The following is a 23,366-nucleotide window of genomic DNA, read 5'->3' on the forward strand; positions in this document are numbered from 1 at the left end:
TCACCTCCTGTTTTCCAACAGGGCGTGAGTCTCAAATCCCGGGCCTCAGCAGAAGGTGCCCGCCAGACGCCGCTTACACTGGAGCCCCGTCAAGCCCGATCAGATTGATCTTGACTTGCCCATCACCGAACACATGCACATGGGCCGGCTCATGATCGTCTGTAAAGATGATGACGCGCAGACCATGCGCTCGGTATATGGTGACCATAACTGTATTTAACCTATCGTGATGGGTTTTTAAAGAGACATGAAACGGCCTATTGGCGGCTGTTTCCGATGTGTGCATCCTGATCATAGCCCCGCTGTCTCGGTCAGATTGACGCCGATCCGGTCACGGCGGCCCTCGATATGCTGTTTCACGGGTTCTGAGCCCACACACCTCTGCTAAGTGTGGCGATTTGCAAATTCATAAGTCACCAGTAAACGACCGTTTGTAAACGTGTGCAGCGATGGTTTCCTTGATCGCGATCGCTCCAAACCCCTTGGTTTACTTACCCTGAGCGCGACACAAGGTCCTTGCGTGCATGCGCAGGCGGTGCCTGTGTAGAGAGAAGGAGCTCCTCAACAAAAATCACCCAAGTAGTGTGCAAAATAGCCATATTTTGCGTCTTTAATACCTTAGATCATTGATGTAAATCGTTTTTATTGCGCAGAAGCGAGAGCCAATATGACGGTAAGATCGCTGAAGAGGACCTGCGGCTCCTGCCCTGTCCGATGGAAGATGCCCCAGTGTTTCTACCGCCTCCGCCACGGGCAGGGGCGGATGAGCGCGCACAGATTGCCGCATGGGAACTGGTTCAAGGCGGGCAGGACACGGTTCAAGTTCCCGCTACCGTACCAAAGAACCTTGACAAATGGCATCAAAAAGGTATTTTGATGTCACATCTCATGGAGGCATACGATGTCTGTTGCAATGACACTCCGCGTTGATCAAAGCCTGAAAGATCAGCTGGCGAAGCTAGGTGAGCTGCGTCACACGACAATGAACAAGCTCATCAACCAAGCGCTGCTACAATACGTGGCCAAGGAGACCCTTGTCGTCCAAGAGGAGCTTGAGGCGTCTTTGAATTCCCTGAAGCAGTATCGAGAAGATGATCCGAATTTCGAACGGGCAATCGAGGAGGTAGTCTCGGCTGAGTTGTCCGCGGATAATGATCCAGCTCAAGGGGAAATAGAGTTCCCTGAGGACTATGAGACGACAGCCCTTGTGCGCAGTTTGCTAAGTGCCTGACTGGGACGAAGATAGCGGTAAGCTTTCAGAGAACCTTCGGAAGGCTTATCGCTTGTCTCGTGACGAGGCACACAATCGTATATTGCCTGGGATTGATCTGGCACGTCAGTGGCATACTACAATGATGGATGGCCTTGATGTCCCTGGCGACCAGTACGTCGGAAACTTTCGCGGCGAAGATGGCCTTGAAGGTTGCGAAGTCCATATCGGGGTCCATCAAGGAACACCCTCAACTTTAGTCTCTCAAGAACTGGAAGAATTTGAACACACCCTCCAGAAGGCTGTTTCGGCCTTGGATCAGATCCTGCCGCAAGGTGACGCTCCAAGCAGCAGGGACAAACTTAACGCGGTTATCGAGCTTTGCGCCTGGGTACATTCTGAATGGGTAAGAATCCACCCGTTCGCAAATGGCAACGGAAGAACTGCTCGCATCTGGACGGGTTTCATTGCTATGCGATACGGCCTGCCTCCATTCGTAAAACTTAGACCGCGTCCGGATGGCGGCTATGGAGCAGCTTGCAGCAAAGCCATGGAGGGTAATTGGGCACCAACAGCTCAAGTGTTCCGTCGTATGTATCTAGATGTTTTCCTCTAGCAGGCGTGATGACATAACCGCCTTCCGAACCGTAGTTGCGTGCCAAGTACATCGTGGTTTATGCCGAAACCGTAGGCATTGCGCGCCAACAATGGCAATCGGATGTAAGCCGACATTCCCCAAGTGGCCTGCGGCATGACGGAAAGATCGCCGGACGAGGCCGTGCGGTCAAGCATTTCCTCTCTCCGGACCTCGTTTGGTCTCGCGCAGACGTCCGGTTGTAGGTGTTTCAGGCCAAGCGACGGGGTCATCCTCTGCCTTCTGAGGCGTTTTCAGCGCGTCGGACACACCTGTCGAGCCGGTTTCGTTCAGTTTGGGTCTGGGTTGCAGTCACGCGCATGACGGTGGCGCTCGCAGTCGGTGAATGGCGGCGAGAATGGTGCGCACCATCGGACCGGACACCGCGGCCTCGGAGAGTTGGAAGGTGATCGCCCGGGCATGGCGCACAACGCGGGCGCCTGTCTTGATCAGCTTGAGTTGCAGGCTGGTGAGCGACCAGTCGGCCATTTCCTCAGGTAGTTCGATGCAGCGCAGGAATGTGGCCAGGTTGTAGGCCAACGCGTGCAGTTGCAGCCGGACCTCGTTGTCGCGGAACCGCCTGCACGACAGCCGCGTCCAGTTGAAGGCGTATTTGCCTTCCTTGATATGCTGCTCGGCGGTGCCGCGCTGGTTATAGAACCGCACCACCCAGTCCGGCTCCATGGGCAGGTTGGTGACGATGAAGCCGACCCTGGGGAACAGCTCGCCCGGATGCCATTCGATCTTGGCTATCACGCGGCGCGGCTTGTCCCAGCTCTGCGCCTGATACTGGAAGTCCTCGTGGAACCGCTTCACCTTGGTCTTTGAGGGCCGCCCGACGGGGCGGGTCAACTGATGTGCGATCTTCTCACGCAGGACGGCATTTGCTGGCAGACGTATGGCGTAGAAATAGTCCGCCTCTTCGAGGCGCGCATAAATTGCGGGGATCGCATAGGCGGCATCGGCCCGGAAGAACTTCATGATGTCGCGCTCGGCATACCGGGCGATGACCGGATCAAGGACGTCGCGCCAACCATCAGCGCTGTGGACGTTGCCATGCCGCAGGGCGCAGCGTTCCAGCATGCCGAACTGGTTGAACAGGAAGTTTGGATGGTAGCAGCTGCAATCAAAATGGCCGTTCCAGGCTGCGCCCTCCTGATCGCCATGGGTGGGGCTGACCGAGCTGTCCATATCCAGCACGATATACTTCAAGCCGTTGCGGTCATGAAACCGGTCGATCCATTGCCCGTTCAGGTCGGCCAGCGCATCCCGGTTCTCCGGCAGGGCCAGCGTCTCCGTCTCGAACCGCCCCATCTGCGATGCCGATGCCGCTTGCGCATCGACAGCCCTACCGCCGACAACCTGACGCATGACCGGGTCGAGCGCGAGACGGTCAGCATCGTTGACGTCCTCGTATCCGGCCAGCCGCCCGAACACCGATTGCCGGAACAGCCCGTCGAGCCGGTGGACCGCGTTCTTGCCGGGGCGGGTGTCGGACAGCGTCGCTGACGCCAGATCGGACAGCCCAAGCGTGTCATCCAGCTCGCGCATCACCAGCAGACCGCCGTCCGAACTGAGCTGTGTGCCTTTGAATTCCAGTCGAACACGAGGGTCGAAATCCACCCGATCTGCCCTCTGCAAGCCCGCACCCTCTGGGTGATCCATGAAACACGCCCCTCACAGCTATCAACACCATGATTTATATACGAAATACCAAGCTCAGGACAGCGAAATCAGCGGACTACTTGGGGAATGCGGGTTAGAATGAACCCTTCAATTAGAAGTTTACTCTTGACGTACATCGTCAATTCCTGTATTGCTTAAGGCAGTATGATCCTAAACTATCGAGACAAGAAAACAGAACGCTTTGCCGGCGGAGAGTTTATCAAAGCGTTTCAGGGCTTTGAGGACCAGGCCGCAAAGCGACTCGCCATTCTGAACGCTGCACCAGACTTGGCGAATTTACGCGCATTGCCGAGCAACCGGCTCGAAGCCCTGAAGGGCAGCAGGGCAGGGCAGTACTCGATCCGCATCAACCAGCAATGGCGCATTTGTTTCGAATGGCCGGATGGCCAGCCAGGACCATTTAACGTGGAGATCGTGGATTATCACCGATGAAAGGAGGTGCACCATTTTCATGAGAGCAGTCCATCCCGGCATCGTCCTCAAGGACGAGCTGGAAGAGATTGGGATTACCCCTACAGAGTTCGCCCGTCAGCTCAATGTGCCGGCCAATCGTGTCTCGCAGATCATTGCGGGCAAGCGCTCGATTACGGGCGATACTGCACTTCGCTTTGGGCACTGGTTCGGTACAGACCCGCAATTCTGGCTGAACCTGCAAACGCAGTTCGAGCTGGCCGTGGCCGACAAGGAAACAGGCGAAGCAATTCGCCATCTCCCGACCAAGGACGCGCTGCCGCAGCCAAGAAGCGGACTATGATGGCCGCCGGGACAGGTCCGCGCCCTGCGGCGTAGTCATCAATCCGCCAGCAAGCGACCGTTTGCTGGCGGGACCGTGCCGCGATCCAGAGAAACCTTTCATGGCTCGAGTCCCAGGGCCTCGTGAAAGAGGTCACGGGGCAGGGACGCTTCCGCGTCTGGCGGGCAGTGCTGTGACGGGTGTCGTACGCGAGATCCAGCGACAGCGTGCAGGCCCGCTTGTTGCCCGGAAATACCCTAAGTGGCGCCTTATTCTCCCATAACCCAACAAGATGTACTGCGCGTTTTCCGCATCTGCAGTTTCAAAAATTGCTTGGAGATGACATCGGGATGGATCTCGTCGTGATCCCAATCAACATATCCGGCCTCTTTCGCCCAGTCATGTTCTGTGTGGTTTGCGTCATGACGTGCCTCTTTGAAGACCTCGTACATAGGCGGACCGCCAATATCCTCGGGCGGCGTCGCCCACTGGCCACCGACAAAACGTGGCAAGGGTTCATTCGGCTCAACCGGACGTTTTGAGACAAGCTCGACACGATGCACCCAGTCATCCCCGAAATCGTAGGTGTAGAGCACTGGCGGCACCTTGCTGTTCAGGAAGAAGTGCATCCTTTTCGTAGTAACCTCCATCACAGGCGGTCCGAACATCGGTTCCATCCAAAACTCTCCGTCTTTCCTTTCGTATTTGCGATCACCGACCCGGAAATCCCAAAGGTGCATGTCGTTCCACAGGAAGGCCGCCTGAATGGCGTCATGCAGATGTGGCAGGGTCTTGTCCGACCTGATCTCGATCTCCCGCCAAGGTGCGGGATCGACATGCTCAAGGGTGATTTTCAGTCGTAGGACCTGGGGATCTTTCTTCGCCATGAATGCCTCTATGCGGCCAAGAGCCCAAAATCGATCCGCTTATCTAGATCGAGCTTGAATCGGCCATAAGGATTGATGTGTAGATAGATGAAAGGTAACATTCAGGAATACCCCGCCTCTTTTTGATGTCGAATTGCGAAGATTGTCACCGCAGCCTCATCAACTCGATATCGAACGACGTAGCCGCTGTCACCGAAGTCGATAAGCCATTCCCGGTACTCCTCAGGAAGATCATCGACCATTCGCCCGAGTCGGGAATGCGCAGCGAGTATTTTCACCCCTTGGCGGATAACCTCACCGGCCCGACGCGCAGAATCGGCGCTCTTGGGGCGCAGGAAATCCCTCAGCGAGTGCAGGTCCCGGATCGCCCGAGACGTGAATATCACTTGTGGCATTCAGGGGCAGGCAGTTCGTCTTCGGTTCCCCAGCTCGCCAGCCACTGATCCACCTCTTCAGCGGTCGCGTGCAAGCCTGTTTCCTGAAACTCTTCCCACGCCTTGAGAGTGTCTCTCTGCAATGCCTCGCGTTTCTCTTCGCGCTCGACATACTGTGCGATGGCTTCCCGCATGATCCAGTGAGACGTACGTTTGCGAGAGTTTGCAAGATGCTGGACGCGCTCTTTCATCTTGTCATCGAGTTTGAGGGATGTCGGGGAGGCCATCTGGTGCTCCGGCTATTAGGTAATACCTAGTACTACCATATAGCGCGAACAGATGCTTGTCCACTGGGTCAACCTGCAGAACCGCACTGGCAACTACCCGTGGGCATTGATGATGTGACCGCCTCCGACCTGCCCAAGTGTGAAATTCCGCGGTCAAAGTAAGTCTATCTTGAAACGGCCTCTTGTAACTGCTGCGCCGCAGCATCGTTTAGAGATGGTAACACTGCGGAACAGGGGGTTCAGCAGGCTTGATTGGGGCGCAATACAGCGACAAGATGCAAAAGAAGGCATTCCACCTGGGGAATGTCGGGAGAGGTGAATGGCAATGGCGAAATGTACGAACTGCGATGGCACTGGCAAGTGCCAAGGTGTGTGCGGTGGGACAGGCGACAATGGGTCTGGCTTTGGAAGTTGCGGCACGTGCCATGGCAGCGGACGCTGCAGCAAATGCAACGGCAGCGGCGTCAGTTGAATGAAGCGGCCGCCGCGTTTTTTGGGGTGCTGGTCCGAAGGGGAACTGACGAACAGAAGCGCGACCTGGGGCGGTGCCGTGGCCGGCACAAAGCTTACACGCAGGGCGGTTGGCGCACTCAACCTTGAAACCTTCGACGCGCCCTTTGTCGAGGCGACGACCGTCGACTGGGCCTGCGCCGCGCAGCTTCTGGCCAAGATAGAGGCCGCAGCCCCGACAAGCGCCTCATTCATGTCATCCGGGACAATGCCGCCTAGCTGAGATATAGACTTTTCGGATGAGTACGGGCGACAATATCATTGGGCGGCTCACTCATGACAAAATGACAGTTTTGTCATGAGTCAGGCGACGCGGATGTTTCTCCTGCAGCGTGACAGCCGGGTAGACACACTCGACCCGTCGGTGCCGACAGTTACCCAGAGCCCTCCAGATTATCGACGCTCGCAGGCTGGTACTCAGGAACGAAAATGGAAAAAGTTGGGTTGCACAAATAATGTCTCAAAAAACAACGCCTCAATGCTCTTCCTGGCTCGGAATTTTTCAGGCAGCTGTAGAGGCGGCTTATGATGCCGTGCTGATCACCGATGCTGAACTCGAGCTGCCGGGGCCTCGGATCGTTTATGTCAACCCTGCCTTCAGTCGGATGACCGGATACAGCCTGGACGAGATCATCGGGAAGACACCGCGCATCATGCAGGGCCCTGAAACGGACTGGTCCGTCATTCGGAGGCTGCGCGACGACCTCGAACACGATCGAACGTTCGAGGGAAAATCAAAAAACTATCGGAAAGATGGTTCAGCGTTCATCATGGAATGGACGATCGCGCCAGTGCTGGACGAAGATGACCAGGTCACGCATTACGTGGCCTTGCAGCGCGACGTCACAGAGCGCGAACGGTTGTTGGAGATGCTTCAGCACCAAGCGTTGTTTGACGGTCTCACGGGTGCTCTCAACAGAACGGAGACGGAACGCCTGCTGTCGATCGAAGTGGAGGGAGCGCGCCGATATAACGGGCCCCTGTCGATGATCATGTTCGACATTGATAACTTCAAGGCGGTCAACGATAAATATGGCCATAACGTGGGGGACGAAGTCCTTCGCCGCATCGCCCAGGCTGTGCTTTCGCGCATGCGGACCGTCGACTACTTCGGGCGGTGGGGTGGCGAAGAATTTGCCGTCCTTCTTCCGCAAACGAGTCTTGATGGCGCGAAGGCATTGGCTGAAGACTTACGCGCCCTCATAGAGGGCCTTGAGTTTGATGATGACCTGAAAGTAACGGCGAGTTTCGGTGTTGCAGCGCGTCTCGACGAGACCGAGGCAACGGCTTTGATCGAGCGCGCCGATCGAGCACTTTATGTTTCGAAAGATAGCGGACGAAACCAGGTGTCCGTGGCATCAGGCGACCAATAACGGCGCCAGAGGGCCGAGAATGCGGATAGCAGTTCCATCCCGTCGATTGTACCGATCCCTTCCGATTTCCCCGTAATCCATAAAGGGAAGCTCTGTCCTGAGCTAGCCCGCCTCTTGAAAATGCTGCGCGGCAGCATAAAGTCAAGGTCACAGCACATGACACATCCCGGTAACCCGGAAAGGAGCCCGACATGGCCAAGCAAAACACGAAATCCGCCACCAACGACATCCAGAGCCTCTTCGATCCGCAGGGCTTCCAAGACATCTTCAAGACTCTGACGAGTGCCAACGAACGCATGACCTCGATCTTCATCGAGACCGCGACGAAGTCGACCGATATCGCGAAAGACACCGCCAAGGAAGCGTTCTCAAACCTCCGCGAAGTGACCGCAGTGCGCGACGAGCCAGCCGATTACAGCAAGGCGTATAGCGACTTTATGCAGAAACAGATGGATCTCGTCATGGGCACGAGCAAATCCCTCAGCGAAGTCACGCAGAAGTTCGGCACTGAGGTGACCGAGGTTGCCTCCAAGTCCGGTGAAGATCTGTCTAGCAAGGTAACGGCGAAAGCCAACGAAGCCACGGACACTGCGAAGAACGCGGCGAAGAAAGCCGCCTGAGCCCTTTCGCACGAGATCTGATCGAGACGATGCGGCGGCCTCCAAGGCCGCCGTTTTCATATGTGCACGTACCTACTGAAGTTCGTATTCAGAACAAGGGCTGTGAACCAATAAGATCAGCCGTAACCGAACCTTGGCATACCCATCGGCAAGGCTGAACCAGAAACACCTGAACCAAGAAGAAAAACACGATGCCGATTGACGAGTAGGGGGGACCTAGTCTGGCTCAGTACCAAAATGACGTCTCAAGGTCAGCAACGCGGACAAAGTGACCCTTCACTTCAGGTGCCGCCTTGGCAGAACGGTGCAAATCGCAAAAGCGCAGTCTACCAACTGCGGGCCTTTACCGTCAGACAATGTAATCTTCCATGTTGCCCACCAAAACGCCTTGGGCGTTGACTTGCGCGTCGGCCGTGAGGGCGGTGATGTCGATTTGGCTGTCAAGGTTTGGCACAGTGTTGGCATTCACGTCGTCGGCCTCCAGATCTCCGAACACCCATCGCGGTTGGTTGGAGCCAGTGTCGAGCCCCACGGCGATACGCAGGATATCCAGAGCGTCGGATGCAGTCACCGCACCATCAGCGTTGAAATCAGCGGCGACGAAATCAAACCCATCGGCCGGTCCCCAAGAAGGATCAAGCCCCACGGCTAGCCGTAGCGTTTCCAGGGCATCGGAAGCGGTGATACCATCTCTCTCCTCGGCGGTCACAGCGCGTTCCAGGGAGATTTCCCCAGCGATTTCCGGAGGGGCGCGCAACGAGAAGCCTCCTTGCGCGTCGGTCTGTGCTGTTCCTGCCTCGACGCCATCCACGGAGAAACGCAGGGCCGTATCGGGCAGAGCAATGCCACCCGGGCCGGTCACGGCACCTTCGATCAGCGCGTCAACGGTAACTGTCGTCTCGGCCAGTGCCGCCTCGGGCGCGAGGCCGCCGCCGCGGGCCACGGCCTCGAGGTGGTAGATGCCCGGATCGAAGTCGGCGTAATCCCAGGTGACGGTCTGGGTGCCATCGCCTGATTGCAGGGCATCGATCTGGAGGCGTGTGCCGGCCGCGTCATCGCGATTGGCCAGCGCGTTGATGACGATCTCTGAGCCTGCCGCCATCCCGTCTGCCGTCAGCGTGAGCTGGGCGCTCTCGGCCGCGTAATCGTCCGAAGTAATCCCGAGGTCGAGAGACGGGCCCGACAACACCTCGCTGGCCGAATAGGTGATGTCGCCCAGCCCGTCCGGATTCACCATCTCGATATCCCAGATACCGGCCTCCGGCGTCTCAAGCACAACGTGGCGCGACGTCGGCGTGGTCAACGCCTCTGCGATCGCGATGTCGTCATGCGCGGCCAGATCGGCCTCTGAGAGCCGGGTGCCGTCAGGCGTGATTACTACGAGCTCCGCGCCTTCGCGCACCGTCTTCCATTGCGCCGAAATGAGTACGACTTCGTTTTCTGGGCCAAGTTCCCAGCTGCCGATTTTTTCTATTTCCGTTCTGTTGAGAAATTCAAAATCGCCATCAAACGAGACTTGGAAACCGTTTGTAAAAGGGCCGACTGAACCCCAAGCAGCAAAAAAATCGTTACTAAAGTCCTGATCCGCCGAGTACTCCATTGCCACATTGGCGTCGGCAAGATTGAGTCCGCCGAGCCCAAACGGAATTGCGTCGGGTGTCTGAACCGCGCCGCGGGCGCCGAAGTCTATGGTCCGGACCCCCGCGTTGGTGAAGCTGGTGAGTTCAGCTTCTCCATCGAATAGCCCGCCCAACACCGATGCATTGAGCTCGGCATAAAGGCTATCACGCGCGAAGTTGGCTTCGATCTCTCCCGACGCGTCGAGAAGTTCGAAGCCAAGCACCGCTGAAGGATCGACGCCGAAATAGGTCTCTATGACGTCCACGATCCCGCCGCTGGTTGCATCGCCCAGGATGTAGCCGGGCGTGGAGCGGATGGAGAAACCGCCGCCGACGCTACCGGTCTCGAAGCTGCCATCGATATCGCCGCGTATGGGCGTCGGCAGCCCGCCCGCCGCGCTACCGTAAGTATAGTCCACCTTGCCGGAGTAACTCTGCCCGCCCGACCCGCCGTCTGCGAGACCGTCGACCCCGAGCGATCCGCCCTGCAGGAAGAGCCCCGTCGAGGCAACTGGAAGGTCCAGCCCATCCATCCCGAAGCTCACACTGTCGATTGCGATCGGGTCCCAGAGCCCCGAGAGCTCACCCGTCACCGTGCGCTCGCTCGCGAAGCTGAATGCACCGGTGATGCTGCCGCTGAACGTCTCGTCGATCGAGTTCAGCCCAAGGCTCAACTCACGCAGGAACCCGGCCGTGCTGCTATAGGTGACATCGCCGACGATATCCCAAGCCAGATCACCGTCCTGGTGTTGCAGCCGCAAAAACTTGTCTCCGCGCTCAAAGAGTGCATCGCCCGTCCGCTCGCCGGAAAGATCGAATTCCAGATCTTGCAGGGGCACGAAGGCGAGCCCATCAAAATACTCCTTGATGGTCCCACCCCAGACGAGCTTAGCTGCTCCGCTGAAATAAAGACTGTCGCTCAAGCCGTCGTAGTCCACGCCCATGTCTGAAAAGGTCAAATCGATGAGCGATCCAGCGGATAGCGGCAGCTCGATCTCCGGCAGCCAATCCGAGGTGCCGACCCGGTCGGGCCCAAAGGAGAGCCCGTCAGCCCCGAACCGCAGCGCCAGCGGCCCGCCCGCAGTGTCGAGCGCGTCGAACGGCGCCGGGAAGTCGAGGTCGGCGCCAAGCGCCACGTCGCTCTCCGAAAACGTCAGTCGCGAGAAGTCGATATCCACCAGACCGTTGAGCAACCCGTAGCCGTCCGAGCGCGGGGAGAACCCGGTTGCGCTCAGCGTGCCGGGTTCGACGGCGAAGCTGCCGGAAAAGATCGGACGCTCGGGCCCGCCTCGCACCGCGTACACGTCGCCATCCACCGTGACACGGCCCGAGGATGACACGACGACCGTGCCGTTCTCCACGCGCAAGAGAGCAGATTCACCCTGGGAATGCCCCAGGAAAACCGCGCCGCCAGCTGCGTTAACTACGCCTCCACCTCCGTCATCGACCCAACCGCTTGGCGCCAAAACCGACAAGGGCGATGTGTCAACCGGGCTCGCTTCGCCAGGGTCTTCTTCGGGCTCATTGCCGTCCTCGTCTGGCGGATTCGCTGGCGGCGGCGTTGGACCGTCCGGTTCAGTGGGGATCTCTTCCGAGGCCGGCACAGTGAAGTCCGTCCGGGCGAGGTACGAATTAATCGGATCGTTGGAGTCCGCCTGGACAATCAGGCTGAAATCAAGATCCGTGTCAGTCCCTCGATCGTTAAGGAACTCGACTGTAATCTGTTGAGTTGCCTGCCCTGACGCAAAGAAAATTTCCACATTCTCCAGACCCGTGTAGACCCCGCTATTGACCGCGCCACGATCCTGAACGGTGCTGACATAGACAGGCGTCGCGGCCTCCGTGACATCCCTTTCAACCGTAAAGACTGCTCCGGCGTCCCCGATGCTTCTCTCGATCGTCCAGCTCGTCTCGACAGACGGATCACTAGCCTCGAGGGTAAGGCTCGATGTAACTTCTGGAAGGCTGAGGCCGTGCAGGGTCAGCGTATTTCCACCGCCGAAATCAATTACCGGATTGCCTTCCACCAAAGTGGCCGTGGCGGCAAAGTCGATGATCTGCTGTGCCGTCAATCCATCAAGACTTATTTCAAGAGTATCGATTCCGACCTGAAAGTCCGTTATCTCGTCATTGCCACTGGTATAGAAAAACTGGTTTGCGCCTCCGCCGCCCTCCATGATGTCGTTACCGGATCCGCCAATCAGGGTATCATCTCCGCCCATGCCGAAAAGGAAATTGTCACCGGCAAATACTCTGAGTTCATCGTCACCATCAGATCCATAAAACGTATCGGCACCAGCAAACAATATCCGTTCCACAAGCTCTGGATCTGCGGCGACCTGAACGGCGTAGTATAGTTCATTTGCGTCCACTGAAAGATCTGTAATGGAATAATAAGGTGCGCCGTTGCGTGTCTCTGAAAGTCCCGTGACGGTTCCGAATACGTCGCCGTAAAACCCATAAGTGAAATTTCCTGTATACTCTGCCGTTCGATTTATGTCTGTAATGAGAATGCGGTTCGCAGATGCCTCCGAAACGAAGCCGAACCAGTTCTCTTCAAGTGGAATGCGGATTGGCTGATAGAGTGTAGCTATGGCCATATTTAAATACCTCGCACGTATCTCGGGTGCCGCTCAATGCAAGCATTCCCGGTCCTGACTTCTTGATCGGGATAACGAGCGCTGTGCCCAGATTCGATAAGTGCTTGGGTAGAGTGCGGCCCGTTCGTCCATCGCCGCTCCGTAGGCACATTGCCTCCCCAACCCCAAGCGATCCCGTCAGTTCCATCTTCGAACGACCTAGAGCACGCAAGGTGGTCTTTGCCGAAGTCTTATCCATTGGGTGATGGAAACGGTTTATTAACGTTCACGCAATACAAAATTACTTTTCAACCGGCACGTGGGCCGCAAAACATCCCATTGGGATATTTCTTTCATCTGCACTCTCTGCATACGTGTATGGAAACAATACAGGCGGGCGAATCTCCAATCGAAGATCATGTTGACCTTAACCCGCCTTGTTCACGGGAGCAGCCGTGGCGCGCTGGCGCTTGCGGTGCAGATTGGTCTCGAACTCGGTGATACGAACGCGGCTAACCATCGCCATGGCTGCACAGGCACCTGAACCAAGAAGAGAAGCATGAGGCTGTTTCACAAATAGGGGATCTGCCGGGGTAGTGCAAAATGACGCCCCAAGGTCAGCTGTGTGGGACCCTCCGGACGTTCGCTGCAGGTGCAGCTTGGCCTGGCCCGAGCGGCGGCTGTGCGCAGGGAGCGGAGCTGCAAGGTACCGAGGTTCACCCAGAACGTTTGGCGCAGCAGAGGCACTCATGAACTCGTTCTTGACCAAAGTGTCGAAAATGTAAGTATCCCCCGAACGTGCATTTGCGCGGCCTACGTTTGATCGACCAAGCCAAGCCAAAATGCTAATGGACTACATTGACCCATACGCGATCCGAAACTGAGTTTTCTTTTACTGTGGAGCCGCTTTGCATGACCTTCTTCTTAACACACGAAAATTGTCTATGACGGCCGACATAGCTCAAGAGATCTATGATGCAATCGACGGTGACATAAGTCTTCGCGAAGCGCGTCAAATATTGTCACGGCACTGCATCCGAACACTATTTTTGGCCGAAACGCGACAGCTAGATGTAAGCACAGACTGGGGATTTCGCTTGATGCAGACTTACATGGTTCTCAGTAGTGAAGAGGACCTTATGGGGAAATCTGCAAGTTCAGTAACGCTCAAGGACCTGAACAATAGCATCAATTTCGCCCTGCATCCACGAAATGCTGGGGGACAGAATTTCGAACTTCAGAATACCAGTGCAGTCACTGCCCTCACATACGCGGCCGCAGAACTAATAGCTGACAGACTCCAACCGAGTAGAAGATCCTTGGGGCGGGCTTTCAAGAAGACATTGGAGCCGTTCGGTGCTTTGTATGACGGACTTGATACCTCCGACAGTGAGATCCAGAAACTTTTGTTAACTTCTCTTGGCGCCGACCTGAATGTGGTTGACGATGCATATGAAGATTTAGAGAATAAGCCGTTGTTTTACAGCCATGGACAGTATGATCCAAGAATTTTTCCTCCGAATGATCCAGCCTTCGATTTCGTGCCGGACTCACTTGAAGCCTCAGAATTCTGGAGGGCCTGGCTTCTAGAAAAAGTAACTGGTGAAAACAAGTTAAGCCGCTCTTTTAAGGCGAAGGCTTTAGCAAGAATATCTGGAGCCCAAAAAGTATCTTCAGGCCAAAAACACGAAATTGCTCGCAAGGTCGAAATCATCAACCTTCAGGAAGAGTTAGCAAATGAAATTGACACTTTAAGAGAACAGCTGACGAAATTAAAGTATAGCCCATCGGTGCTTCGCCATCATAATTCACCCCCTGACCCTATCGATAGTAGCATTGTAGATGCCGACATCCAACGCTTGGAGAAGCAGCTAGATGAGCTTAGAAGGACAGGCACCACTCAGAAAATCCGGAAGAATGCCTTTGGGCAGGCTCTACACAACTTCCGAGAGACGAGTAGAAATCTGAGAGGGCTATATATTTCAGGCTTTGTAGGCGCCGCAGGAGGAGCGGGATATACTCAGTTTCAGGGTGGTTTACAGTATGGTTTTCATAAGCTGATAGAAATTGCAGAGAGAATTTTGACCCTGCTGAATTGATTTTTTAACGACTTACCAACAGTTCCAAATTCCTTATGGTACCTACAGTTCAATCCACGCGAGTGATTGGGAGTGTCCGCTTCGGGCTGGCACCTACCGAATGCAGGTGCAGCATGCATGGCATTGAAGGTGGCCAATGCGGGTTCGAAGCGGGCCCTCACGACGAGGCTGGCTTCGACACCGGACGACATGAAGCTGCCAGACGATGTTGGCTAGCCGATCCAACTCAGCCAACTGAACCATGGCATCACCCAACGCTTTGTGATCTGCTATCATGTGTGCAGTATTGTCATGGCCGATCATCTCCTGCACCATGTTCAAGCTGCCGAAGCGGCTGGACCTGGCGCGAGATACCGAGCGGGCGCATGATAGCGTGCCGGGGTTGATTGTTGTGAATTGGGTCGAGGGAAGACAGCCGTGATGTTTGGCAAGTGGCGGCACCGGCTGGTTCCCGAAGTGGTGTATCGTCAATGATGACTGGGCTTGGCGTGTTTACGCTTTGCTAGCCCTGCCGCCATAGCCTGTACCTCGCGCAACCGTCGATACGAAAACTTGAATTTCTTCAGGTCTGGAATAATCCTGGCGGTTTCATCGCGTTCGAGCAACTCCATGTGCCAATCGGGAAAATCACGCTCCTGAATGTTTTCTATTCCGAATGCCTCGACATTTTTATGCCTGACATCCTTGGCAATGCTCTCAAAGAGGTCATTGGTTTCTGTGGTTGGCCCTTCGATAGTTTGCATGAAAAATCTGCCGTCGAAAAGCAGGATTCCTGTGATGTCTCTCGCCTTGTTATTCGACAGGCTTTCAGCGAGGATGGGAAATATATCCTGTGCCGGATCAGATAATTTCCCCCTGCTTCTATAAGATATTGTCAATAAATCTCTCAGCGAGAACTCCTTCCTCTCCTGTTTATTTTGCGGCACGGGTCGCATATGCGCACCGCAGTAAGTTTCCAAAATCTTGGAAGATCATAGGTTCCAAGTCGGAAAACGGCTCGCCAAAACAGTTCTGGTATGGATTGTCCGTGCAAACAGACTGATCGTTTGGCCGATACAATCTCTTTCTTGCCCAACCTATATCTGGATGACAACGCGGTTACGCAAGGGGTGGGAGCCCGGCAGCAGCACAAACTATGGCGGCAAGAGGGCCGTCTGGCTGACGCTCGTTACCTCTTTGCCGCCGCACGGGCTGAGGCTGATCCACCTGCCCTTTGGCGGAACGGCCAGCGCGGCGGCAAGATCACCCCCGGCGAATGGGAGCGCCGGCGCTTCGTGTATCGGCGATCGGGGCCGAGCCTGCTCGTGGCCGACGGGCGTCTGAACAACAGGGGCCTTGGAGTGGTCTCGCGATCAAAGACCGGACGCGGCCGCGCCACCGTGCCGATCTTTCTGCTGGTCCCGCAGGTCAAACTGCCGAAGCGGCTGGACCTCGATCGCGACGCCACTCGCGCACATGACAGCGTGCCGGGGTTGATCGTGGCGACTTGGGTCGAATGAAAGTTCGGGTGACACCAATGCGGACCTTCCGGACGTTCGCTGCAGGTGCAGCTTGGCCCGGCCCGAACGGCGGCTGTGCGCAGTGAGCAGGCTTTGCAAAACTGCAAACTATGGTCGCGCATAAAGGAACGCTCGGCCCAAACGATCTATTCGTGACCAATGCGGCGAACGACCGCCGTCAGCGCTTACAAGACACCTGTTCTGCGCAGCATTTTTGGGGTTCCGGTTGTAGGCGATTGCCTTCCCAGCAAAATGAGGTGTTGTACGCAGGATGATCAACGCCTTCAGAGCGGGTTAAACAGTTTCAAGGGAGACGTCGGACGCCCGCATGTGGAACATCCGGGCGTCCGGTGACATATCGCGTAAGGCTAGGCGTTATCAGTTGCCGCCGGTGCCGGTTCCAGTCCCGGTGCCAGTCCCAGTGCCGGTTCCAGTCCCGGTGCCGGTGCCAGTCCCAGTGCCGGTTCCAGTCCCGGTGCCGGTTCCAGTCCCGGTGGTACCTTCAACTTCGGGATATTCACGGTCTCGATAGACGTAATCATCGGCTTCCTCGGCCTCTTCACGGGTCAGTTGCAGCTCGATCTGGTTGCCGTCATAATCGATCTCCAGTTCGGACCAATCCACAGCGATCTGCTTGGCCCCTATCCCGAGGAACCCGCCGACAGAGACGATGGCGGCGTTGATCTCGCCCTCGTCGCTAATAATGAGATCGTCGATCGAACCGATATTCTCGCCTTGGGTGGATTGCACGGCACTGCCCATGATCCACTCACCCCGAAGCTCGTCCTGCCCTTGCTCCGACACGATAACGTCCTGCGCCAGCGCCGGCGCGGCAACAAGAGCCGCAGTCGCGACCGTGGTCAATATCCTGCTGGTCATGCTGTCCTCCTTTCATTTGCGACGCGGTCCCAGCGTCAAGGGGCGCGGAGGGCGCACCGAGCGCGGATGATTGCCCCGCACAGCACTGAGTTGCGAACGCTGTAGCTGCATCGCAACGCCATGAGCAAATCCTTGCTGATCTGAGGCATCGGCCTTCGAAATGGGGACAATAGTGTCCAAGGGTGAGAGGCAATGTTCATTGTCGAGGACATGATCTTGATCAAGCAGTTTTTGGGGTCGACCTGAGAAGGTTTAACCGCCTTGTTGATTATAGTGGTCATCTCGGTCGGGCTCGTCATCTACAGCAGCCTCAGCACACCACCGGCGGAATCCCGGCCCTCTAATTGATACCGAAGCGCCCGAAAGTATAGCCGGCAGCGGTTCAACCGGGCTACGCTAAGCGTTCTGCCTGAAGGCCGTGTGTTCTGGATCTCTATCGTTAAAGTGAACCCGGCCGCAGGTTCGGAAAGCAGAAGCACGTGCGGGTAGCCCTTCGTGTGTCTTTCTTTCGCCGCGCTAGAGGGGTGATCATTTCACCGCGGTCGACGCAAGCCTATATGCCGAGCGCGCCATCGCGCTGGTCGACGCGGCGCGCAGCTGAGCCGCCCCTCGGCAGGATGCCGCGCACCTGATTGCGCGCACTCTTCGGTGGATCCAGATTACCGTCAGGAGGCGGCGATACGGGCGTTCTCCGAAAACCGAAAAGTAACGGAGGTTTTATGCTGATCAACACGACATTCAAGGCCACGACGACGGCCATCGCCCTTGCGCTTGCATCGGCACCCATGGTTGCGCTGACGGCCCAGTCCGCAGCGGCGCAGAGTGAGACGCAATATTCATCTGAGGAATTGGACATCTTCACGACCGCGCTGCTCGATGTGGCCGAGGTGCGGCAGAAATACACGTCGAGGCTGCAGAGCGCCGAAACCGAAGAGCAGCAGGCGGCGATTGTCGAGGAGGCCAACGACGAGATCACACAGGTGATCGAGGACACTGACGGTATCACCTTCGACCGCTACACGGAGATAGCACGGGCGGCGAACCAGGACCAGGCGCTGAATCAGCGGATCATAAAGCGCGTCCAGTCCATGCAGGACGAGATGTAAGACCGCGTGCGGCCGGGATCGCGGGTGCGGTCTCGGCCCACCTGTCGCCACCGCTCGGCGAACCCGGCCGCGCGGAGCCGACCCGGCGAATTTGCGTCAAAGGGCCGCCCCACGGACGGGGCATGCAGGGTACCCACAAGCGCCAGTTCACTGCTTTGTGCGGTGGCCCGCTGTGTGGCCGCCGCGTTTGTGGCGGCGGGTGTCCGAGTTGGGTTTTCCATAAAACGTTCTTGCCCTTCCCCAGACAGGACAGGCTCGCCATTATCCGCCTTCCCGGTCGACGAAAAGCGTTCAACCGACATTTCCCAAGTGGGTTGCCGCTTGATGGAAAGGCCGTCATCTGTACAGAGCGATACTTCTCAATTCGGATGACGGCCTGCTGGAGCGCTTGACGACGCACATGGTCTTTAATGACGCTCGACCAGCAATATTTCGCCAATTCGAAAAACTATCGCCGCCGCCGGCAGCTTCCTGCCAATTGCATCCGCAGAAAATAGCATGAATCTGCCCAGATTCCTGCGTCCGGACGTGAGATCGTGCCACGTCCGCGCCCCGCAATTACCATTACAGCATCGGAAAGGAGGATATCATGCATTTCCCGAATGACGACATACACCGTCGCGCCGGACGCGACTTTGACCGGCAAGGCCCGCCCGGCTATGAGAGCGGCCCGCCGTCCAGCACGGGCCTGTTACCCCTGCTGATCGTCGTGGTGCTTTTGGGGGGAATAGTCGCGCTTGGCATGCTCGGATCGGCTTCTGAGGACGAAGGCGGCAACGGCAGTGCAACAGAACAGTCCGCGCCTGAAAGTATCACGAACGGAACATCCGGGGCAGCCGCTCCCGACGAATGAGATAGATAATTGTCCCGCCTGCTCCGTCCATGGGCAGGCGGGAAGATCTTGATGATCTCAGCGGCATCAAGGCGCCTAGCGGTTCTGATGGTGATGTACTTGAACCGCCTTGGAGCGTTATACTCAGAATATCGTAGAAGCCGAGTATACCGGCCGAGTCCGAGCCGCGCCGTGTGGCTTACGAAAGAACAGGCCGGGATGCTCGTCGACCCTTGCGAAGCGCCTCACCTCCGGTCCTTCGAGCACCTCGTGCTTGCGCTCTGTCGGCCGGTCTGGGGCCCTTCTACGGCTGCCTTGGTCCGCGGTGGACCTCGAGAAGGGGTTCGTTGACCTGCGCTGCGCTGGATTGCCGGGCGGGAAAAGGCACACGCATGTCCCGATCTCGCAAGAGGCCCTTGATGAAGCGCGGGGCTGCTGGATGAGGTCGCGCCGTACTGTTTGCGTCACACCTGCGTAACTTGGATGGCGCAAACCGGGTCCCTTCTCGATCTGTGGGAGATTGACGGTTTTCTCGGGCACGGCACTTTGCAAAACTCCCCTTCCTACGCATTGCCGACCCTCGTGGACGGTGCAACAAAAGGCAGTAGCCAGCCCTTCATGTGGAAGCCCCATTCCATGCTGCGTCAGGCACGAATTTCATGTAAGGGCTGGCACCTGCCGAATGCACGTGCAGCATCTTGGCCAATCTGATCGGCCAGTCCGAGCTCGAAACAGACTGTCCTGAGGAGGCTGATATCGACGACTGGACACCATGAAGCAGCCAGACGATGTTGGCCAACTCAGCCAACTGAACCATGGCATCACCCAACGCTTGGTAATCTGCTATCATGCGTGCAGTATTGTCGCGGCTGATCACGTGCTGCACCATGTTGATCTGTCTGGATCCGACATCAGGGTTGGTTTCGGCTCCAAGGCGAACCAAATCAGTCAATAAGGAACACATCCCGCCGCAAGACGTTGACTCTGAAATGGAGGAAATTTCGTTGAGAACGGTAGTGACACTCGCAGCCTTGTTGATGGGCACCGCAAGCTACGCAGACACGATCACTGTGGCAGGTGGCTGCTTCTGGTGTACCGAAGCTGATTTTGAAAAAGTTCAAGGCGTCTCCGAAGCTGTATCCGGCTTTGCCGGTGGCAACGTGCCAAACCCGACCTACGAACAAGTGGTCGATGGTGGCACCGGTCATTACGAGGCCGTGAAGATCGAGTTCGACCCCGAAGAGGTAGAACGCCGCCAGCTTTATGACCTCTTCTTCCGCTCGATCAATCCGTTTGATGATGGCGGACAGTTCTGCGACCGCGGAGACAGCTATCGTACGGCCATCTGGGTCGACGATGAAGAGGATCGTGCAGCGGCCGAGGCCGCCAAGGCTGCTGCCGAACAGGAACTCGGCCGAGAAATCGTGACGCCGATCCTGGACGACGCACAATTCTATGCGGCCGATGCGTATCACCAGGACTACTACAAATCGGATGACCGGCTGGCCTTCTCCTCGGTGGGGATCGCCGTCAAGAAGAAGACGGCGTACAAACGCTACCGAGACCGTTGCGGACGAGATGACCGTATTCGTCAGATCTGGGGCGAAGATGCACCCTTCCTGCCGAGATCCTGAACTGCAGGCGTCGAAGCGTCACGTTTATCGGAGATAGAACAGCGCAAAGTAGCATTGAGCAGGACGGAACTTCGGTGAAGTTGCCGTTCACGCGATTAGTTGTAAACATTGCGGGGCAAGATGCCCTGAAAACCGTGAACCGGTGTAATTCTCTCCCCGGAACTGAATTCTAACCCCACAAAGCCTGACGAACTCTGACAAAGTCTAAGTTTGGGCAATTAGTTTCTGACTGAGTTGAAGTTCGTACAACTCAGTCAGAGTTTTAATCCGGATACCCAGACTTTGTCAGACTTCCGGGATCGTTCCCGGATTTCATGAAAATTCAAGCATTTCAGTGGGTTGAATGAAAACCATACACCCGCTCCTTCCCCCCGTCATGCAGAGGAAGGCCCATCAATTAATTCGCCGTATCCACGCGATGCCAGATATCGATGGCCAGCCGCTTCCCCGCAGAGTTCTCATCTGCCTCGCGTCTTCGAAGAAGATTCAAAGAGTCTTCAAAGACCACGATCCCCAATCAGAGTTGGTGGGTTATAGTGTCGCGCTTCTGCTCCCACCTAGAAGGGGCCGGTTGAGAGCGGGTCGGGTGAGGTCCCCGGCAAATAGCCAACTTTAGACTCGGAAGCTGACAACCGTGACTTGACCTCTTTCGTCAGACCCAAGACGGGTAGAAATGGGCAGCACAGGTGAAGGTCAGGTATAAACCTAGGCTCTCTATATCTAGCGAACTTGGCAATAGAAATACCACAGGGTGATCACGACATCAACCGATAGTGTTCCACCTTGTGATAAGCACAGGATAGGGAGCAACGGGGTAACGTCCAGCATGACATCGGGACCAAGACAACGGGATCAACAGATTCACGGACAGAACTAGGGTTCAACTCCTAGAGACTGGAAGAAGTCCTGGGAACTTCTTAGACTTCTCATCCGTTCTCTAACCGTTCTCGTAAAGTTCTCCATGCGTTCTAAAACACTTCTTTTTAGTCATCTATGACGTGAAATCGTTAGGGTTGAGGTTTTCTAGGGCTTCCAGATGGGATCCAAAGACACAGGCCGAGTTCAAGAAGACTGCCAAGAGGATCTTGGGACACAAGGCTTATGCCAGGCTCAAGAAGTCTGAGCAGGTTGTTCAGGACACGGTGTCCTATGCCAAGAGCACGATCATCGTGAGAGCTGTCGTGGTGGCTTATGAGAACCTGGTGTCGAATGCTCTGCACCTGGCTGTGCGTGGGATCAATCCTGTGAAGGCTGTGACCGGCATGGTGAGCAAGTTCGTGGAGATTACCCAGTATGTGAAGAACCGCGAAGAGATCAACAAGCTGGAGATCGACATTGCCAGCAACTATAACCGTACTGCTGACAGGCTCAGAGCAGAAGCAAGGATCAAGGCTCTGAATGATGCCAATGACAAGCTGACGATCAAGCCCCTGATCGATGCAGGGGAGTTCAGCACGATCTCTGAGAACCTCACTGAAGCCGATGTCGAGATCCGTGAGGGTCGGTGGGCGGATTATCTGGAGAAGGCCACAGACAAGCTTCCTGGCTGGGCTCAGACAGGTGTGAAGAATGCTCTGATCACCAAGGACACGGCGCTCTTTCAGGGTCTCAACAGGATGGTTCAGTATGGAGACTTCGTGGCAAAGGCGGTCTTGTATGATCACCTGACCCAAGAGAAGAAGGTCGAGAAGCAGGACGCCATGGATGAGATCTTCGAGGAGTTCGTGCCCTATAACCGTCTGCCAGGTCGTGGGCGGGATACGCTGGAGAGCTTTGGTTTGCTCTGGTTCTACAGCTACAAGCTCAGGATCCAGAAGATTGCTGCCAATGCAGTGAGAAATCGTCCTGTGTCTTCGGTGCTGTGACAGATGAGTCTTCTAATCGCTTCTTCGAGAGCGTTTCTGGCATGCAGTTAGGGACCAGGGTGTCTTTAGGTCAAATTGGGGTCTTTTTGGAAGTTAGGGTACAGGAGTAAATTTTCGGGTTTTGACATGCTTGAAACCCGTCATTGCGCTGAAAGGAAAAACCTTGGCCGATTGTACGGTCATCCTGGCTGAAGAGGAACCAGGATACCTAAAGGCCAAGAAATGAAACGAGTGAGTTTCCCGAGTTCATGTCGGCCCGCATTTCCCCAGTAATCCGCTTCCGTAACAGTGAGGTTGTGGTCAAGAGACAAATTTTAAAGCAAAACCATTGGCCAAACCGTTTGATTGGCCAGCAGGGTTTATATCGCTGATGTTTTGGCGAATGAGGGTGTTGCCGATTGCATTGGCCACCGGTTGATGTCCCGCACCGGGGTGATGCTTCCGTCCGTGGTCGGCGCATCGGCCGGGCGTTGTTGCACATCTCTGACGACAGAGGATTCACTTCGGGAATCCAGGCGTTTACATGGGCTGCATGAGCAAGCCCCCTCCCGCCCGCTATCGCACGACGAACTGGTCCAGCTACAACGCGTCACTGCGCAAGCGGGGGTCTCTGCTGATCTGGGTGGACAAGGACATGACCTGGCGCGCGCCGCGTGACGGGCGGCCGGGACGCCCGCCGGTGTTTTCCGATGCGGCCATCCAGTTTTGCCTGTCGATTAAAGTGCTGTTCAAGCTGCCGTTGCGCCAGACCGCCGGGATGGTGGCCAGCCTGCTGAAGCTGGCGGGGCTGGACTGGCCCGTGCCGGACTTTTCCACGCTGTGTCGGAGACAGAAAACCCTGGCCGTGCAGATCCCCTATCGCCGTAAGGCTGCGGCGGGGGCCGTCTGACTTCGGCTACGATCCGATGATAAGTCCGACGTTATGTCAGATTTCATTCAC

General features: G+C 56.3%; 21 protein-coding genes and 2 pseudogenes. 14 read left to right on the forward strand and 9 right to left on the reverse strand.

The features are described from left to right. Window positions 1-73 precede the first annotated feature (73 nt). Window positions 74-295 carry a DUF4160 domain-containing protein gene (locus tag ACROSR_RS17250; protein ID WP_432687141.1) on the reverse strand — a complete coding sequence of 74 codons (222 nt, stop codon included), beginning with the start codon at window positions 293-295 and terminating at the stop codon, window positions 74-76. Window positions 296-901: 606 nt separating this feature from the next. On the opposite strand from ACROSR_RS17250, the gene ACROSR_RS17255 reads away from it, so the two are divergent. Both ACROSR_RS17255 and ACROSR_RS17260 read left to right on the forward strand, forming a co-directional pair. Next, the gene (locus ACROSR_RS17255; RefSeq protein WP_432687142.1) at window positions 902-1,231 is read left to right on the forward strand and encodes a hypothetical protein; all 330 of its coding nucleotides are present in this window, start codon (window positions 902-904) and stop codon (window positions 1,229-1,231) included. Then, window positions 1,224-1,826 carry a Fic family protein gene (locus tag ACROSR_RS17260; RefSeq protein WP_432687143.1) on the forward strand — a complete coding sequence of 201 codons (603 nt, stop codon included), beginning with the start codon at window positions 1,224-1,226 and terminating at the stop codon, window positions 1,824-1,826. The genes ACROSR_RS17255 and ACROSR_RS17260 overlap by 8 nt, the downstream gene beginning before the upstream one ends. A 330-nt stretch (window positions 1,827-2,156) precedes the next feature. Here the strand turns inward: ACROSR_RS17260 and ACROSR_RS17265 are convergent, their stop codons facing one another. Then, window positions 2,157-3,509, reverse strand: a complete 1,353-nt coding sequence (locus ACROSR_RS17265; protein WP_432687144.1) for an IS1380 family transposase — start codon at window positions 3,507-3,509, stop codon at window positions 2,157-2,159. 165 nt (window positions 3,510-3,674) lie between these two features. On the opposite strand from ACROSR_RS17265, the gene ACROSR_RS17270 reads away from it, so the two are divergent. After that, the gene (locus ACROSR_RS17270) at window positions 3,675-3,962 is read left to right on the forward strand and encodes a type II toxin-antitoxin system RelE/ParE family toxin (RefSeq protein ID WP_432687145.1); all 288 of its coding nucleotides are present in this window, start codon (window positions 3,675-3,677) and stop codon (window positions 3,960-3,962) included. A gap of 19 nt (window positions 3,963-3,981) precedes the next feature. Continuing rightward, entirely contained in the window at window positions 3,982-4,284 is a 303-nt protein-coding gene (locus ACROSR_RS17275) for a HigA family addiction module antitoxin (RefSeq protein WP_432687146.1), read from the forward strand. Between the two features lie 248 nt (window positions 4,285-4,532). On the opposite strand, the gene ACROSR_RS17280 is transcribed toward ACROSR_RS17275, so the two are convergent. The 3 genes from ACROSR_RS17280 to ACROSR_RS17290 form a co-directional block, all read right to left on the reverse strand. Next, the gene (locus ACROSR_RS17280) at window positions 4,533-5,150 is read right to left on the reverse strand and encodes a plasmid pRiA4b ORF-3 family protein (RefSeq protein WP_432687147.1); all 618 of its coding nucleotides are present in this window, start codon (window positions 5,148-5,150) and stop codon (window positions 4,533-4,535) included. A 101-nt stretch (window positions 5,151-5,251) separates the two neighbouring features. Continuing rightward, window positions 5,252-5,545 carry a type II toxin-antitoxin system RelE/ParE family toxin gene (locus ACROSR_RS17285; RefSeq protein WP_432687148.1) on the reverse strand — a complete coding sequence of 98 codons (294 nt, stop codon included), beginning with the start codon at window positions 5,543-5,545 and terminating at the stop codon, window positions 5,252-5,254. Then, a complete protein-coding gene (locus ACROSR_RS17290; protein WP_432687149.1) occupies window positions 5,533-5,811 on the reverse strand; it encodes a CopG family ribbon-helix-helix protein in 279 nt (92 codons plus the stop codon). Before ACROSR_RS17290 ends, ACROSR_RS17285 begins: the two co-directional genes overlap by 13 nt. A 550-nt stretch (window positions 5,812-6,361) precedes the next feature. Here ACROSR_RS17290 and ACROSR_RS17295 point away from each other — a divergent pair. The 3 genes from ACROSR_RS17295 to ACROSR_RS17305 all read left to right on the forward strand — a co-directional run bounded on the left by ACROSR_RS17295 (window position 6,362) and on the right by ACROSR_RS17305 (window position 8,314). Then, window positions 6,362-6,544 carry a hypothetical protein gene (locus ACROSR_RS17295; RefSeq protein WP_432687150.1) on the forward strand — a complete coding sequence of 61 codons (183 nt, stop codon included), beginning with the start codon at window positions 6,362-6,364 and terminating at the stop codon, window positions 6,542-6,544. A 232-nt stretch (window positions 6,545-6,776) separates the two neighbouring features. Further along, a complete protein-coding gene (locus ACROSR_RS17300) occupies window positions 6,777-7,694 on the forward strand; it encodes a sensor domain-containing diguanylate cyclase (RefSeq protein ID WP_432687151.1) in 918 nt (305 codons plus the stop codon). Window positions 7,695-7,885: 191 nt separating this feature from the next. Further along, complete coding sequence (locus tag ACROSR_RS17305; protein WP_432687152.1) at window positions 7,886-8,314, forward strand: phasin family protein; 429 nt, start codon at window positions 7,886-7,888, stop codon at window positions 8,312-8,314. Window positions 8,315-8,663: 349 nt separating this feature from the next. Here the strand turns inward: ACROSR_RS17305 and ACROSR_RS17310 are convergent, their stop codons facing one another. Then, window positions 8,664-12,533, reverse strand: coding sequence for a calcium-binding protein (locus ACROSR_RS17310; RefSeq protein WP_432687153.1), 3,870 nt, complete (start codon window positions 12,531-12,533; stop codon window positions 8,664-8,666). A gap of 923 nt (window positions 12,534-13,456) precedes the next feature. Between ACROSR_RS17310 and ACROSR_RS17315 the strand changes: the two genes are divergently transcribed. Further along, window positions 13,457-14,611: a hypothetical protein gene (locus ACROSR_RS17315; RefSeq protein ID WP_432687154.1), complete on the forward strand. Its 1,155-nt coding sequence runs from the start codon at window positions 13,457-13,459 to the stop codon at window positions 14,609-14,611. Window positions 14,612-15,078: 467 nt separating this feature from the next. On the opposite strand, the gene ACROSR_RS17320 is transcribed toward ACROSR_RS17315, so the two are convergent. Then, window positions 15,079-15,537, reverse strand: coding sequence for a BLUF domain-containing protein (locus tag ACROSR_RS17320; RefSeq protein WP_432687155.1), 459 nt, complete (start codon window positions 15,535-15,537; stop codon window positions 15,079-15,081). Between the two features lie 303 nt (window positions 15,538-15,840). On the opposite strand from ACROSR_RS17320, the pseudogene ACROSR_RS17325 reads away from it, so the two are divergent. Beyond that, window positions 15,841-16,110, forward strand: a pseudogene (locus ACROSR_RS17325) (DUF6441 family protein); the annotation flags it as partial. Between the two features lie 378 nt (window positions 16,111-16,488). Here ACROSR_RS17325 and ACROSR_RS17330 read toward each other — a convergent pair. Continuing rightward, the gene (locus tag ACROSR_RS17330; protein WP_432687156.1) at window positions 16,489-16,989 is read right to left on the reverse strand and encodes a PRC-barrel domain-containing protein; all 501 of its coding nucleotides are present in this window, start codon (window positions 16,987-16,989) and stop codon (window positions 16,489-16,491) included. 719 nt (window positions 16,990-17,708) lie between these two features. On the opposite strand from ACROSR_RS17330, the gene ACROSR_RS17335 reads away from it, so the two are divergent. Together ACROSR_RS17335 and ACROSR_RS17340 are read left to right on the forward strand one after the other, a co-directional pair. After that, window positions 17,709-18,095 carry a DUF4168 domain-containing protein gene (locus tag ACROSR_RS17335; RefSeq protein ID WP_432687157.1) on the forward strand — a complete coding sequence of 129 codons (387 nt, stop codon included), beginning with the start codon at window positions 17,709-17,711 and terminating at the stop codon, window positions 18,093-18,095. Between the two features lie 589 nt (window positions 18,096-18,684). Beyond that, window positions 18,685-18,948 (forward strand): hypothetical protein, encoded by a 264-nt coding sequence (locus tag ACROSR_RS17340; protein WP_432687158.1) that lies wholly within the window; start codon window positions 18,685-18,687, stop codon window positions 18,946-18,948. 595 nt (window positions 18,949-19,543) lie between these two features. On the opposite strand, the gene ACROSR_RS17345 is transcribed toward ACROSR_RS17340, so the two are convergent. After that, entirely contained in the window at window positions 19,544-19,972 is a 429-nt protein-coding gene (locus tag ACROSR_RS17345) for a hypothetical protein (protein WP_432687159.1), read from the reverse strand. Here ACROSR_RS17345 and msrA point away from each other — a divergent pair. The 3 genes and pseudogenes from msrA to ACROSR_RS17360 form a co-directional block, all read left to right on the forward strand. After that, on the forward strand, window positions 19,965-20,561 hold the full coding sequence (gene msrA / locus ACROSR_RS17350; RefSeq protein ID WP_432687160.1) for a peptide-methionine (S)-S-oxide reductase MsrA: 597 nt from the start codon (window positions 19,965-19,967) through the stop codon (window positions 20,559-20,561). The genes ACROSR_RS17345 and msrA overlap by 8 nt on opposite strands. Before the next feature lie 1,085 nt (window positions 20,562-21,646). Next, window positions 21,647-22,426 (forward strand): type 2 periplasmic-binding domain-containing protein, encoded by a 780-nt coding sequence (locus ACROSR_RS17355; RefSeq protein WP_432687161.1) that lies wholly within the window; start codon window positions 21,647-21,649, stop codon window positions 22,424-22,426. A gap of 532 nt (window positions 22,427-22,958) precedes the next feature. After that, window positions 22,959-23,291 (forward strand): annotated as a pseudogene (locus ACROSR_RS17360) (transposase); the annotation flags it as partial. Window positions 23,292-23,366 lie beyond the last annotated feature (75 nt).

The organism is Roseovarius tibetensis (assembly GCF_050896375.1).
In the GTDB taxonomy this organism is placed as follows: Bacteria; Pseudomonadota; Alphaproteobacteria; order Rhodobacterales; family Rhodobacteraceae; genus Roseovarius; species Roseovarius tibetensis.